Source organism: Cupriavidus necator A5-1 (assembly GCF_000744095.1).
In the GTDB taxonomy this organism is placed as follows: domain Bacteria; phylum Pseudomonadota; class Gammaproteobacteria; order Burkholderiales; family Burkholderiaceae; genus Cupriavidus; species Cupriavidus necator_A.
On record NZ_JQLI01000008.1, the window covers coordinates 1,271,515 to 1,284,880 of the forward strand.

General features: G+C 66.4%; 13 protein-coding genes and 1 tRNA gene. 7 read left to right on the plus strand and 7 right to left on the minus strand.

All coding sequences use genetic code 11. The annotated features are described in order from the left end of the window. Positions 1-20 precede the first annotated feature (20 nt). Entirely contained in the window at positions 21-998 is a 978-nt protein-coding gene (locus K307_RS29990) for a quinone oxidoreductase family protein (protein ID WP_042884547.1), read from the plus strand. Positions 999-1,075: 77 nt separating this feature from the next. Here the strand turns inward: K307_RS29990 and K307_RS29995 are convergent, their stop codons facing one another. From K307_RS29995 to K307_RS30020, 6 genes are all read right to left on the minus strand, one after another. After that, positions 1,076-1,369, minus strand: a complete 294-nt coding sequence (locus K307_RS29995) for a YkvA family protein (RefSeq protein ID WP_042884548.1) — start codon at positions 1,367-1,369, stop codon at positions 1,076-1,078. Positions 1,370-1,692: 323 nt separating this feature from the next. Then, positions 1,693-2,838, minus strand: a complete 1,146-nt coding sequence (locus K307_RS30000; protein WP_042884550.1) for a BMP family ABC transporter substrate-binding protein — start codon at positions 2,836-2,838, stop codon at positions 1,693-1,695. A gap of 57 nt (positions 2,839-2,895) precedes the next feature. After that, positions 2,896-3,816, minus strand: a complete 921-nt coding sequence (locus K307_RS30005; RefSeq protein ID WP_042884552.1) for an ABC transporter permease — start codon at positions 3,814-3,816, stop codon at positions 2,896-2,898. A gap of 19 nt (positions 3,817-3,835) precedes the next feature. Continuing rightward, on the minus strand, positions 3,836-4,945 hold the full coding sequence (locus tag K307_RS30010; RefSeq protein ID WP_042884556.1) for an ABC transporter permease: 1,110 nt from the start codon (positions 4,943-4,945) through the stop codon (positions 3,836-3,838). After that, a complete protein-coding gene (locus tag K307_RS30015) occupies positions 4,938-6,497 on the minus strand; it encodes an ABC transporter ATP-binding protein (protein WP_042884558.1) in 1,560 nt (519 codons plus the stop codon). The genes K307_RS30010 and K307_RS30015 overlap by 8 nt, the downstream gene beginning before the upstream one ends. Positions 6,498-6,805: 308 nt before the next feature. After that, positions 6,806-7,735 (minus strand): pirin family protein, encoded by a 930-nt coding sequence (locus K307_RS30020; protein WP_042884560.1) that lies wholly within the window; start codon positions 7,733-7,735, stop codon positions 6,806-6,808. 692 nt (positions 7,736-8,427) lie between these two features. Here K307_RS30020 and K307_RS30025 point away from each other — a divergent pair. Genes K307_RS30025 through K307_RS30045 form a run of 5 tightly spaced genes read left to right on the plus strand, consistent with a single transcriptional unit; the run spans position 8,428 to position 12,350 of the window. Then, the gene (locus K307_RS30025; protein WP_042884562.1) at positions 8,428-9,144 is read left to right on the plus strand and encodes an ABC transporter permease; all 717 of its coding nucleotides are present in this window, start codon (positions 8,428-8,430) and stop codon (positions 9,142-9,144) included. Between the two features lie 25 nt (positions 9,145-9,169). Further along, positions 9,170-10,105, plus strand: a complete 936-nt coding sequence (locus K307_RS30030) for a glycine betaine ABC transporter substrate-binding protein (protein WP_042884564.1) — start codon at positions 9,170-9,172, stop codon at positions 10,103-10,105. A gap of 10 nt (positions 10,106-10,115) precedes the next feature. Beyond that, complete coding sequence (locus tag K307_RS30035; protein WP_022533965.1) at positions 10,116-10,766, plus strand: ABC transporter permease; 651 nt, start codon at positions 10,116-10,118, stop codon at positions 10,764-10,766. After that, on the plus strand, positions 10,763-11,935 hold the full coding sequence (locus K307_RS30040; protein ID WP_042884566.1) for a betaine/proline/choline family ABC transporter ATP-binding protein: 1,173 nt from the start codon (positions 10,763-10,765) through the stop codon (positions 11,933-11,935). Before K307_RS30035 ends, K307_RS30040 begins: the two co-directional genes overlap by 4 nt. Positions 11,936-11,975: 40 nt before the next feature. Further along, on the plus strand, positions 11,976-12,350 hold the full coding sequence (locus tag K307_RS30045) for a hypothetical protein (protein WP_042884568.1): 375 nt from the start codon (positions 11,976-11,978) through the stop codon (positions 12,348-12,350). A gap of 42 nt (positions 12,351-12,392) precedes the next feature. Here K307_RS30045 and K307_RS30050 read toward each other — a convergent pair. After that, positions 12,393-12,482: transfer RNA gene (locus tag K307_RS30050), tRNA-Ser, on the minus strand. 288 nt (positions 12,483-12,770) lie between these two features. Between K307_RS30050 and K307_RS30055 the strand changes: the two genes are divergently transcribed. Then, positions 12,771-13,277 (plus strand): glycine zipper 2TM domain-containing protein, encoded by a 507-nt coding sequence (locus K307_RS30055; protein WP_042884570.1) that lies wholly within the window; start codon positions 12,771-12,773, stop codon positions 13,275-13,277. The last annotated feature ends 89 nt before the right edge of the window (positions 13,278-13,366 follow it).

Genomic DNA, 13,366 nt, shown 5'->3' on the forward strand with positions numbered 1-13,366 from the left:
CATAACGAGGAGCGACGCAGATGAGCAAAGCCATCCGGATCGAACAGACCGGCGGTCCCGAAGTGATGCAGTGGGTCGATGTCGAAGTGGGCGAACCCGGCCCGGGCCAGGTGCGTGTGCGCCATGAGGCGGTGGGCCTGAACTATATCGACGTCTATTTCCGCACCGGGCTGTACAAGCAGCCGCTGCCGGCGGGCCTGGGCATGGAAGGCGCCGGCGTGGTCGAGGCGGTGGGCGAGGGCGTCAAGCACCTGAGCGTCGGCGACCGCGTGGCCTACGCGGGCCGTCCTACCGGTGCTTACGCGCAGGTGCGGGTGATGCCGGCCGATATCGTGGTGCGCCTGCCCGACGCCATCCCGTTCGACACGGCCGCGGCCATGATGCTGCAGGGGCTGACCGCGCAGTACCTGATTCGCGACAGCTACAAGGTGCAGCCGGGCGATACCGTGCTGCTGCACGCGGCTGCCGGCGGCGTCGGCCTGATCGCCAGCCAGTGGCTCAAGGCACTGGGCGTGACCGTGATCGGTACCGTGGGCAGCGATGAGAAGGCGGAGCTGGCGCGCGCCAACGGCTGTGCCCATACTATCGTCTATACGCGTGAATCGTTTGTCGAGCGCGTCAAGGAAATTACCAACGGCAAGGGCGTGCCTGCGGTGTACGACTCGATTGGTGCGGACACCTTCCAGGGTTCGCTCGACTGCCTGGCCCCGCGCGGCACGATGGTCAGCTTCGGCAATGCCTCCGGGCCAGTGCCGCCGTTCGATCTCTCGGTGCTGGGCAACAAGGGTTCACTGCGGCTGACGCGCCCGACGCTGATGACCTACGTGGTGCACCGCGAGTTGCTGGAGCCGATGGTGGCCGACCTGTTCGATGCCGTGACCACCGGCAAGATCAGGATCGACATTCGCCAGCGCTACGCGCTGTCCGAGGTGGCGCAGGCGCACCGTGACCTGGAGTCGCGCAAGACCACCGGCTCGACCATCCTGCTGCCGAGCTGAGCGTCAGTTCGCGCAGGCATGCAAAAGCCCCGAGGCGGCAGGCGCTGCCCCGGGGCTTTCTTATGCGGCCAACGCCGTCAGTGCGGCCGGACCGTGGTGGCGGCGGCGCGCGACTGCGCCTGGCGCAGGATATGCGGCGGCAGGCGCTTGAGGATCAGGTGTACCGCCAGCGGGATCAGTACGACGTCGTCGATGATGCCCAGCCCCGCGACCACGTCGGGGATGAGGTCGATCGGCGAGATCGCGTAGAACAGCAGCCCGAGCGCGGCGGGCTTGAGCCAGGCCGGCGCATCCGGATGGCGCAGCGCGTACCAGAACAGGCGCCCGTCGCTGCGTACCAGCGCCCACAGGGCCGAAAATCGCTTCAACATGAGAGGCCTCCTTCACATGGCGGCGCCTGACACTGGCGCATGCACAGATAGCTTGGGCCGTTGTGGGCGGCTTCAAGTTCCGGAGGTGCAGGGGGATGCCTTGGGAGATGCCAAGGCAGCGGGTTTGCTCCCCTCTCCCGCGCGCGGGAGACGGGCAGGGGTGAGGGCGGGCGGGTCAAAGGCTGAGGGCGGCGGGTTAAAACCGTTGGCCCCGCTTGGTGTGGTTCCTAGCTAGACCACCCCTCACCCCGGCCCTCTCACGCTGAGGGGAGAGGGAGAACACCCTGCTTAGGCTAGCTCGAGCGGCTTTGGTGCACCGGCAATCAGCCCGGGATCTTGCCTTCCACGCCATCGACGTAGAACTTCACGTCGTGCAGGAATTTGTCGTCAGCAACCTGGTCCTTGGCCAGCTGCTCCTTGCCGGTGTTGTCCTTGATCGGACCCTTCCAGATCGGCGCGCTGCCGTCGGCGATACCCTTCTTGCGCTCTTCGACCAGCTTCTTGACGTCCTCAGGCACGATCGTGTTGAACGCCTTCAGGTCGATCATGCCTTCCTTCAGGCCCCACCAGGTGGTGCCGTTCTTCCACTGCTTGTTCAGCACGTCTTCCACCACCTTGTTGTAGTAGACGCCCCACGAGATCACCGAGGCGGCCAGGTGGGCCTTCTCGCCGAACTTGGTCATGTCGCTGTCCCAGCCGAAGGCATACACGCCCTTTTCCTGCGCGGTCTGCACCACGGCGGCGGAGTCGGTGTTCTGCATCAGCATGTCCACGCCCTGGCCGATCAGCGTGGTGGCGGCTTCGCGCTCCTTGCCCGGATCGAACCACTTGTTGACCCACACCACCTTGACCGTCGCATTCGGGTTGACGCTGCGCGCGCCCAGCGTGAACGAGTCGATATTGCGGATCACTTCGGGGATCGGCACCGAGGCCACCACGCCCATCTTGCCGCTCTTGCTCATCTTGCCGGCGACCACGCCCGCCAGGTACGCGCCTTCATAGGTGCGCACGTCGTACTGGGCCAGGTTCTCGGCGGTCTTGAAGCCGGTGGCGTGCTCGAACTTGACGTCCGGGAATTCCTTGGCGACCTTGAGCATCGACTCCATGTAGCCGAAGGTGGTGCCAAAGATCAGCTTGTTTCCCTGGCTGGCCAGGTCGCGGAACACGCGCTCGGCGTCGGCGGCCGATTCCGGCACGTTCTCGACATAGGTGGTCTTGACCTTGTCGCCGAACTTGGCTTCCACGGCCTTGCGGCCGGTGTCATGCGCGAAGGTCCAGCCAGCATCGCCCACCGGCCCGATGTACACGAAGGCGACCTTGAGCGGCTCGGCCTTCTGCTCGGCAGCGGGCGGGGAGGCCGGACCAGCCGTCTCGGCAGGCTTCTCGGCCTCTTTCTTGCCGCAGCCGGCCAGGGCCAGCACTGCGGTGGCGGCCAGGGCCGCCAGGGTCTTCCTGCGCGTGACGATCATGATTTCTCCTTGTGATGAATTGTTGGTGCGGCTCAGGGATATTTCCGTCAAAAAAATTCAGGCGTTCCCGGGGTGGAACGGCTTGCCCAGCGAGGCCGGCATGTTCAGCCGGATCCAGGCCGGGTTGCGCGAGATCAGCGCCAGCACCACGATGGTGGCCGCGTACGGCAGCATCGACAGGAACTGCGACGGCACCGACACGCCGATCCCCTGCAGGTAGAACTGCAGGATGGTGACGCCGCCGAACAGCCACGCGCCCACCAGCACGCGGCCCGGGCGCCAGGTGGCGAAGGTGGTCAGCGCCAGTGCGATCCAGCCGCGGCCGGCGACCAGGTTCTCGACCCACATCGGGGTATAGACCAGCGACAGGTAGGCGCCCGCCAGCCCGCAGCAGGCGCCGCCGAACAGCAGCGCGCCGAAGCGGATGGTGCGCACCGGATAGCCCAGCGCGTGCGCTGATTCCGGCGATTCGCCGATTGCGCGCAGCGTCAGCCCCGCGCGCGTGCGGAACAGGAACCACATGTTGGCAAAACACAGCAGCAGGCTGAAGTAGACCATCCAGTGGTGCTGGAAGAACGCCGGCCCGACGAAGGGCAGGTCGGCCAGCCCGGGCACGGCCTTGGCCTGCGCCGGCATCGCGTAGCCGACGAAGCGCTGGCCCATGAAGGCCGACAGCCCGGTGCCGAAGATCGACAACGCCAGGCCGGTGGCGACCTGGTTGGTGGCCAGCACCAGCGCCAGCCACGAGAACAGCGTGGCCATCAGCATGCCGGCGAGCGCGCCGGCGGCAAAGCCGAGCATCGGCGACTGGGTCTGGTAGCCGACCATGAAGCCGGCCACCGCGGCGACCAGCATCATCCCTTCGGCGCCCAGGTTGAGCACGCCCGAGCGTTCGTTGATCAGCAGGCCCAGCGCGGCCAGCAGCAGCGGCGTGCCGGCGTTGATGGCGGTGGCGATGAGGGGAGCGAGTTGTTCCATGTTGTTGTCGTAGCTTCGCTCAGGCCGTGGTAGCGCGCCAGCGCAGGCGGTTTTCGATCAGCGTGTCGCAGGCCAGCAGGAAGAACAGCAGCATGCCCTGGAACACCCAGCCGAGGGCCGATGGCAGGCCCAGGCGCGACTGCGCCATCTCGCCGCCGATATAGAACAGCGACATCATGATGCCGCCGAAGACCGCGCCGACCGGATGCAGCCGGCCGATAAAGGCGACGATGATCGCAGTGAAGCCGTAGCCCGGCGAGATCGACGGCAGCAGCTGGCCGATCGGGCCGACCACTTCGAACGCGCCCGCCAGGCCCGCGGTCGCGCCCGAGATCAGCAGCGCGCTCCACAGCGCGCTGCGCGCAGAGAAGCCCGCGTAGCGCGCCGCCGCCGGCGCGGTGCCGCCGACCTGCAGGCGGTAGCCGGCAAAGCTGCGGAACACGAACACCGTCATCACCGCGACCAGCACCAGCATCACCACAAAGCCGGCGTGCAGGCGCGAGCCCGACATCAGGTTGGGCAGCAGGTACTCGGACGAGAACACCTTCGATTGCGGGAAGTTCATGCCGGCGGGATCCTTCAGCGGCCCGTTGACCACCCACAGCAGCAACTGCTGCGCGATATAGGTGAGCATCAGCGAGACCAGGATCTCGTTGGCGTTGAACCTGTCCTTCAGCACCGCGGTGATCGAGGCCCACAGCATGCCGCCGACGATGCCGGCGAGCGAGGCCAGCACCAGCACCATGGTGCCGTTGATGGTCTGGCCCGGCACATCGAAATACAGCACGGTGGCACCGGCACAGATGCCGCCGGCGATCAGCTGGCCGTCGGCGCCGATGTTCCACACATTGGCGCGGTAGCAGACCGAAAGCCCGAGCGCGCACAGCACCAGCGGCACGGTCTTGAGCAGCACCTCGCCGATCGCGCGCTTGTCGCGCAGCGGATCGGCCAGGAAGACCTTGAGCGCGGCCACGGGATCCTTGCCGAGCACCACGAACAGCAGCGCGCCGAACAGCAGCGTCAGCGCCAGCGCGATCACCGGCGACGCATAGGCCATGCCGCGCGAAGGCAGGCCACGCGGCGCCAGCGTAATGGGGGAGCGGGGCAGCAAATGTCGCACGTCAGCCATGGCTTGCCACCTCCGCGGTGCGAGCCTGGGCTGGACCGCCGTCCCACAGTCCGCTCATCCACAGGCCGACCTGTTCGCGCGTGGCAGTCTCGGTCGGCACCGACGGCGACAACCGGCCCTTGGCGATTACATGCAGCCGGTCGCAGATCGCGAACAACTCGTCCAGTTCTTCCGACACCACCAGGATGGCGCAGCCGGTGGCCTTCAGCGCCAGGATCTCGTTGTGGATCTGCGCCGCGGCGCCCACGTCCACGCCCCACGTCGGTTGCGCCACGATCAGTACCTTCGGGCCGCTCTCGATCTCGCGGCCGACAATGAATTTCTGCAAGTTGCCGCCAGAGAGGCTGCGTGCCGGCGCCTCGGGCCCGCTGGCCTTGACGCGGAAGCGGTTGATCACCGTCGCGGCGAGTCCGGTGGCGGCCCTTGGCGAGATCATCCCTTGCCGCAAGTAGGGGGGCGTCTGGTGCGACAGCAGGATATTGGTCGACAGGCTCATGCCCGGCACCGCGCCGCGGCCCAGGCGCTCTTCCGGCACGAAGGCCAGGCCTGCGCGGCGGCGTTGGCGCGCGTCGAGCCTGCCCACCGGCTTGCCGCCGAGTTGCACCGACACGTTGTCCGCGCGCGTGTCCTCGCCCGACAGCGCCGCCAGCAGTTCCTGCTGGCCGTTGCCGGACACACCGGCGATGCCGACAATCTCACCCGCATGAACATCCAGCGAGATCCGGTTCAGCTCGGTCGCAAACGCATGCGCGCGCGGCAGCGACAGATCCTGCACGCTCAGCCGCACTGGGCCGCGCTGCGCAGCCACGCGCGCCTCGCGCGGGGGCTCGCCGCCGATCATCAGCCGCGACAGCGAGGCCGCGGTCTCCTGGCGCGGATCGCACACGCCGGTGACCTTGCCCATGCGCATCACGGTGGCGTGATGGCACAGCGCGCGGATCTCGTCGAGCTTGTGGCTGATATAGAGGATGCTGGTGCCTTCGGCCGCTAGCTGGCGCAGCGTGACAAAGAGCGTTTCGACAGCCTGCGGCGTCAGTACCGAAGTGGGTTCGTCCAGGATCAGCAGTTGCGGATTGGCCAGCAGCGCGCGCACGATCTCTACGCGCTGGCGTTCGCCGACCGACAGCGTATGCACATGGCGGTTGGGTTCCAGCGGCAGGCCGTAGCGCTCGGCGGTGGCGCGGATACGCTCGGCCAGCTCTTTCATGCTGCCTTGCTGCCCCGCCGGCAGGCCGAGCGCGATGTTCTCTGTGACCGTCAGCGTGTCGAACAGCGAGAAGTGCTGGAACACCATCGCGATGCCCAGGTTGCGGGCATCGTGCGGGCTGTTGATGCTGACCGGCTCCCCGTTGAAGTGCATTTCGCCGGCGTCGGGCCGGACCGCGCCGAAGATAATCTTCATCAGAGTGGATTTGCCGGCGCCGTTTTCACCCAGCACGGCGTGGATTTCACCGGGGGCGACGCTGAGGCTGACGTCGTCATTGGCGACGACGCCCGGGTAGCGCTTGCTGATATTTGCCAGCGCCAGCCTGGGAGGGAGTTGAGATGTCACTGAGGCGGCTCGAGTTGTTGTGATGGCAGCAACGTGGGGAATGCGACAAGGCGAGTCAGAAGCGCGGCAGTGCGTGGCGCAGCATCGCCACGACGCATTGCAGCATTCATCATGATTTCGTGATGCCAGATATTGGTGGTGAATTATATAAGTGAGCAGGGTCCGGACGGGTTGAAACCGGCGACTTTCCAGCCCCTGCAACGGTTGCAGGCAGGTTGCAAGTCGCATGCCGGCCACAGTACGAAAAAAAGCCGCCGCCCCCTTTCGGAGGCGGCGGCTTGCAAGCTGCTAGGCCGCTGCGGAAGGCGTCAGGCCCCGGTCGCGGCCGGGATCGTGGCGAAGCGCCCGTCGCGGAAATCCGCCAGCGTCTGGTAGATCTGCTCCTGCGTATTCATCACGAACGGGCCGTACTGCGCGATCGCCTCGTTCAGCGGCTTGCCGGCGATCAGCAGGAAGCGCGCGTCGGACTCGGCCTTGACGATGACGCCGTCGGCCACGCCGGCATTGTCCAGCACGCCCATGCGCTGGGCCTCGAGCACGGCGCGGTCGTCGCCGTCACCGATGGACACCTCGCCCCGGTACACATAGACGAAGGCGTTGTGCCCCGCCGGCAGCGCCTGCGCGAAAGTTTGCCCGGCGGGCAGGTGCACGTCCAGGTAGACCGGCTCGGTCACAGGCCGCGTGATCGCGCCGGCCACGCCATGCGTGGCGCCCGCCAGCACGCGCACCGTTGCGCCGTTGTCCAGCGCCACCGTGGGGATTTCGGCAGACGGCAGGTCGCGGTACCACGGCGCGGTCATCTTGTCCGCGGCCGGCAGGTTCAGCCACAGCTGGAAGCCTTCCATGCGGCCGCCTTCCTGCTCGGGCATTTCCGAGTGCACCACGCCTGAGCCCGCCACCATCCACTGCGCGCCGCCGTTTTGCAGCAGGCCCTCATTGCCGGCGCTGTCGCGATGGCGCATGCGGCCGGCCAGCATATAGGTGATGGTCTCGAAGCCGCGGTGCGGGTGATCGGGGAAGCCGCCGATGTAGTCATCCTTGCTGTCGGTGCCGAAGGCATCGAGCATCAGGAACGGGTCCAGCCGGCGTTGCAGGTTCTGCGTCAGCACGCGGGTCAGTTTGACGCCGGCGCCGTCCGAGGTGGCGATGCCCCGCACGACGCGGTCCACGGCGCGCGAGCGTTGCACGGTTTCCGCGGCGGTGGCGGGAACGGTGACGAGGGTAGTACGAGTGTCCATATCTTTCTCCTGTGGCCGGGTTGCACCCCGCGGTTGCGCCGTGCTTCCCGTCGTTTCGGCTACCTCGTCAATTTAGTGGTTTGGCTGGGAAAGAGTAGAGGGCTGGCGGGGAACAGATTGTTCTGCTGGTGTATCGAGTCACCAGATCTTCCTAGTCGATTTTGGAACGGTCCGCGGTGTGCGGTCAGGGCGAATCCCCGGTGCTGCACCGGACGCCCCGTAACCCGAAATTGGGGGCAAATTCGCGCCAGAAGGCGGGAAGATGACAAGATCGAAGAAGATCGCTATAATAGCGCTATCTTTGTCATCCGTTGATGCGAGAAGCCAGTGGGGAATCCCGCCAGGCCCTTGCCAGTCAACGGCCGATGGATCGGCGGCGCGTCGAAAACCTTCAATACCTGCGCTACCACTGGCCAACCGAAACAACGCGCTAAAAACGCGCTTGCGACCCGGTTGCGCCGCTTCAGGGACTGCCGTGCCTCGCACCGGCATCCCGTCAATCGGGCTTCCCGCCAACCGCGGAAGGGCCCACAGACCGTCCGCTGGCAATCCTGCCGGTCATGGCGGCAATGCAATCTGAACCGGGCCTGGTGGCGCTCCTTCTCCGCACGCACCAGCCCATATTGTTTTCCATCGTCCGCAAGTGGCGTGTTGCGCGCTTTTTGGGCCGGTGGAAAGGGATGAGAGAGAGTATGTCAAAGCAATCGGCACGGGCTTTTGCCTGGGCAGGACTGACCCTTGCCGCGCTGACCGCATTGGTGGCGTGGATCGGCGTCGATGTGATCCGGCAGTATCAGGAGCGCCTGCTCTACGACGTGGCCGACCATCTCCAGCTGGTGGTGATGTCGATGGCGCTGGCGCTGGTTACCGGCATTCCGGCCGGCATCGCGTTGAGTCGGCCGTGCATGCTCGGCTGGGCGGACCGGCTGATGCAGATCTTCAACGTCGGCAACACTGTGCCGTCGCTGGCGGTGCTGGCACTGGCGCTGGCCGCGCTCGGTATCGGCGAGCGGCCTGCGATCCTGGCGCTGTGGCTGGCCTCGCTGCTGCCGATCGTGCGCAACACCTATGAGGGGCTGCGCACCGTGTCGCCCACGCTGCTGGAAGCGGCGCGCGGCATCGGCATGACGCCGATGCAGCGGCTGGTGCGCGTGGAACTGCCCAACGCGCTGCCGGTGATGCTGGCCGGCATCCGCATCAGCCTCGTCATCAACGTGGGCTCGGTGCCGCTGTCGTTCCTGATCGGCGCCAACAGCCTGGGCGAGCTGATCTTCCCGGGCATCTACCTGAACAACCAGTCGCTGCTGCTGCTGGGCGCGGCCGCCACGGCGCTGCTGGCGCTGGCACTGGACGCGCTCTTCGCCACCGCCGGGCAGATGTACCTGCGCCGCCGCGGCCTGGCGCGCTGACCCCGAGGTCGATATGAAGGATCAAATGCAATTTATCCGCCGCCGTGCCCGGCGCATCGCCATGTTCGTGGCTGCCGTCACGGCTCTTGCCGCGGGACTGGCGCTGGCCACTGCGCCTGACGCGCATGCTGAAGCCACGCCGATCCGCGTGGGCGGCAAGAACTTCACCGAGCAGCTGCTGCTGTCATCGATGACGTCGAAGTACCTGCGCGCCAAGGGCTTCACTACCGAACTGACCGCCGGCCTGGGCAGCACGCTGATGCGCCAGGCGATGGAGAGCAACCAGCTCGACGTGGTCTGGGACTACACCGGCACCGCACTGATCGTGTTCAACAAGGTCCAGGAAAAGCTGGGCGCCAAGGAAAGCTATGAGCGCGTGAAGCAGATGGATGGCGCGCGCGGGCTGGTGTGGCTCGATGCCTCGAACATCAACAACACCTATGCGCTGGCGATGCCGAAGGAGCGCGCGGCGGCCAGCGGCGCGACCACGCTGTCGGCCTTTGCCGAGCAGATGCGGAAAGCCGGTCCTGACGCCAGCCATCCGTTCGCGGTCGACATGGAATTCGCCGCGCGCCCGGACGGGCTGGAGCCGCTCAAGGCACTGTACAAGCTGCCGTTCTCGCGCCGCGACGTGATCCAGCTCGACCCGGGCCTGGTCTATACGGCGCTGAAGAACAACCAGGTGGAACTGGGCCTGGTCTATGCGACCGATGGCCGCGTCAAGGGCTTCGACCTGGTGCTGCTGGAAGACGACCTGCATTTCTTCCCGCCGTACAACGCCGTGCCGGTGGTGCGCAAGCCCGTGCTCGACAAGCACCCGGAACTGGCCGGCCTGCTCAATGCGCTGGCGGCCAAGCTCGACAACGAGAGCATGACCGACATGAACTACAAGGTGGACATCGGCCAGCAGCCGGTGGACAAGGTCGCGGAGGATTTCCTGCGCCGCCACGGACTGATCTGAGGAGGGCCGCATGGATTTGATCTCGTACCTGCAGCACAGCTGGCCCACGCTGCTGAAAATGACCGGCGAGCACCTGGCGCTGGTGGGCTCGGCAGTGGGGCTGGCCATCCTGATCGGGGTGCCGCTGGGCATCGTGATCACGCGCTTCCGCGCGCTCGCCACGCCGCTGCTGGCGCTGGCGACGATCGTGCTGACGCTGCCGTCGATCGCGCTGTTCGGGCTGATGATCCCGATCTTCGCGCGCTTCGGCCATGCGCTGGGCTACGTGCCCGCGGTAACGGCGGTGTTCCTGTACTCGCTGCTGCCGATCATGCGCAATACCTACACCGCGCTGGCCAATGTCGACCCCGGCATCCAGGAAGCGGGCCGCGGCATCGGCATGACCACCTGGCAGCGGATGCGGCTGGTGGACCTGCCGCTGGCGGTGCCGGTGATACTCGGCGGCGTGCGTACCGCCGTGGTGATGAATATCGGGGTTGCCACCATTGCCGCCATCATCGGCGCGGGTGGCCTTGGGGTGCTGATCCTGCAGGCGATCAGCCAGAGCAATATGAGCAAGCTGGCCGTGGGCGCGGTCCTGGTCAGCCTGCTCGCCATCGTGGCGGACGCCTTCCTGCAGTGGTTGCAGCGGGCGCTGACGCCAAAAGGAATCCGGCTATGATCGAACTCGAACAACTCACCAAGTCCTTCCCGCAGAAAAACGGCACTGAAGTGCGCGCGGTGGACTCCGTGTCGCTGAAGGTACCCAGCGGCGAGATCTGCGTCTTCCTCGGCCCGTCGGGCTGCGGCAAGACCACCACGCTGAAGATGATCAACCGGCTGATCGAGCCGACCTCGGGCACGGTGCGCATCGAGGGCGAGGACACGCGCGGCATCGACGGCGTGACCCTGCGCCGCAAGATCGGCTATGTGATCCAGCAGATCGGCCTGTTCCCCAACATGACCATCGAAGAGAACATCATGGTGGTGCCACGCCTGCTCGGCTGGGACAAGAAGCAATGCCGCGAGCGCGCGCGCGAGCTGATGGCGATGGTGCAGCTCGACCCCAACCTGATGCTGACCCGCTATCCGCGCGAGCTGTCGGGCGGGCAGCAGCAGCGCATCGGCGTGATCCGCGCGCTGGCGGCCGATGCACCGGTACTGCTGATGGACGAGCCTTTCGGCGCGGTCGACCCGATCAACCGCGAAAGCATCCAGAACGAATTCCTGCAGATGCAGCGCCAGCTCGGCAAGACCGTGATCATGGTCTCGCACGATATCGACGAGGCCATCAAGCTGGCCGACAAGGTGGCGGTGTTCCGCCGCGGCAAGCTGGTGCAGTTCGACCACCCCGACGCGCTGCTGGCACACCCGGCCGATGAGTTCGTGCAGGCCTTCGTCGGCCATGACAACACGCTCAAGCGCCTGCTGCTGGTGCGCGCCGGCGACGCCGCCACCATGCCGCCGAGCTGCCGGCCCGACATGCCGCAGGCCGAAGCGCTGGGCGTGATGGACGATGCCGACGTGCGCCACCTGCCGGTGGTGGACGATGCGCAGCGCGCGCTCGGCTATGTCACGCGCCGCGATGCGCGCGCGGGCAAGGGTCAGTGCAGCGATGTCATGCGCCCGTTCGCCGTGACCGCGGCGTTCGACGAGCACCTGCGCATCGTGCTGTCGCGCATGTACCAGCACAACACCAGCTGGCTGCCGGTGATGGGCGCCGATGGCGACTACCTGGGCGAAGTCACGCAGGAATCGATCGCCGGCTACCTCAGCTCGGGCCGTTCGCGCGGGCAGGCGGCGCCGATACCCCCGGCGGCTGCGCCGGCACCGCTGCGCGCGGCGGCCTGAGGCCAGGGCAGGGCGGCGGCATCCGCGCTATGCTTTACGCATGCTCCGCTATTGCCGCTCGCCGCTGTGCCTGGTCGTCGAAACCCGCTGGCTGATCCCGCGCGGGTTTGACGGCTTTACGCCCGGCCCGCTGATCCTGCTGCGCCCCGGCGCCAGCGAGGCGCTGATCGAGCATGAGAAGGTCCATGTGCGCCAGTTCTGGCGCAGCTGGGGGCTGATGGGCGTGCTCTACCTGGCCAGCCGGCGCTGGCGCCTGCGCTATGAAGTGGAAGCCTATCGCGAGCAGCTGCGGCACAGTCCGCCGGGCGCGGCGCGCGGGCTCGCGCGTGTGCTGGCGTGTAAGTACCGGCTTAAGATTTCAGAGGCCGACGCTTACCGCCTGCTGACGCAAGACCTGCACGACGATCCCAAATGAAAACGGCCCGCACCGGTTGACTGGTGCGGGCCGTTCGCTGTCTGGCGGAAGCGGTGAGATTCGAACTCACGGATGGGTCACCCCATCGGCAGTTTTCAAGACTGCTGCCTTAAACCACTCGGCCACGCTTCCGGAAAGTGCGGGCATTGTAGCGCGAAAGGGCGGCCCGTTTCGCGCATCGTTGCCTGCCGACCTGACGGTCAGGTCGCGCATTATACAAGGCCCGCGTGCAACGATGGTGGTCTTGCAGTGCGGCATCGATGTCTGCGTAAACTTCCTGCCACACCTGCCGGCGCGGCTGTCGGCGTCCGTCTGACATGGCGGAACCTTCTCATGCCGGCGTCGCTCATATTGGCGTGCCGGGTGTCGCGGTGTGTGCCGCATTCCCGGCTTTCGCCTGGCAACAGAGGAGAACTCAAAATGCGAATCCATAGTAAGAAGTGGCTGATCCTTCCGGCCGCGACCGCCATTGTGGTGCTGGCTGGTTGTACCGCGCCGTACAATAACGGCTATAGCAACACCGGATACAACGCCCCGCCCCCTCCGCCCTACCAGACGCCCAATACCTCCCAGGCGCCTGCCGGTTCGGTGTATTACGGCCGCGTGGAATCGATCGAGCCGATCACCAACACGCAGGGCAGCTCGGGGCTGCTGGGCACGGTCATCGGTGGTGCGGCCGGTGGCCTGCTGGGTCACCAGGTCGGTGGCGGGCGCGGGCAGACTGCGGCTACCATCGGCGGTGCAGTGGTCGGCGCCGTGGCTGGCAACCAGATCGAGAAGCGTGCGGGCAGCAGTACGCAGACTGCGTATCGTGTGAATGTGCGGCTCGATGATGGTCGTGTGGCGACGGTGACGCAGTCGAACCTGGGTAATTTGCAGGTTGGCATGCGGGCGCGGGTGGCTAACGACATGGCGACGCCGTACTGACGTGTCGGTCTGACGTTTGCCAGAATCTAAAGGGCTGCGGGTGCGTGGCCCTTTTTTTGTTGGGGGTATGCGTTTGCGATGCGGTTACG

Coding starts and splice junctions, on each gene's coding strand:
- K307_RS29990 (WP_042884547.1), top strand. CDS start 21: ATGAGCAAAGCCATCCGGATCGAACAGACCGGCGGTCCCGAAGTGATG.
- K307_RS29995 (WP_042884548.1), bottom strand. CDS start 1,369: ATGTTGAAGCGATTTTCGGCCCTGTGGGCGCTGGTACGCAGCGACGGG.
- K307_RS30000 (WP_042884550.1), bottom strand. CDS start 2,838: ATGATCGTCACGCGCAGGAAGACCCTGGCGGCCCTGGCCGCCACCGCA.
- K307_RS30005 (WP_042884552.1), bottom strand. CDS start 3,816: ATGGAACAACTCGCTCCCCTCATCGCCACCGCCATCAACGCCGGCACG.
- K307_RS30010 (WP_042884556.1), bottom strand. CDS start 4,945: ATGGCTGACGTGCGACATTTGCTGCCCCGCTCCCCCATTACGCTGGCG.
- K307_RS30020 (WP_042884560.1), bottom strand. CDS start 7,735: ATGGACACTCGTACTACCCTCGTCACCGTTCCCGCCACCGCCGCGGAA.
- K307_RS30025 (WP_042884562.1), top strand. CDS start 8,428: ATGTCAAAGCAATCGGCACGGGCTTTTGCCTGGGCAGGACTGACCCTT.
- K307_RS30030 (WP_042884564.1), top strand. CDS start 9,170: ATGCAATTTATCCGCCGCCGTGCCCGGCGCATCGCCATGTTCGTGGCT.
- K307_RS30035 (WP_022533965.1), top strand. CDS start 10,116: ATGGATTTGATCTCGTACCTGCAGCACAGCTGGCCCACGCTGCTGAAA.
- K307_RS30040 (WP_042884566.1), top strand. CDS start 10,763: ATGATCGAACTCGAACAACTCACCAAGTCCTTCCCGCAGAAAAACGGC.
- K307_RS30045 (WP_042884568.1), top strand. CDS start 11,976: ATGCTCCGCTATTGCCGCTCGCCGCTGTGCCTGGTCGTCGAAACCCGC.
- K307_RS30055 (WP_042884570.1), top strand. CDS start 12,771: ATGCGAATCCATAGTAAGAAGTGGCTGATCCTTCCGGCCGCGACCGCC.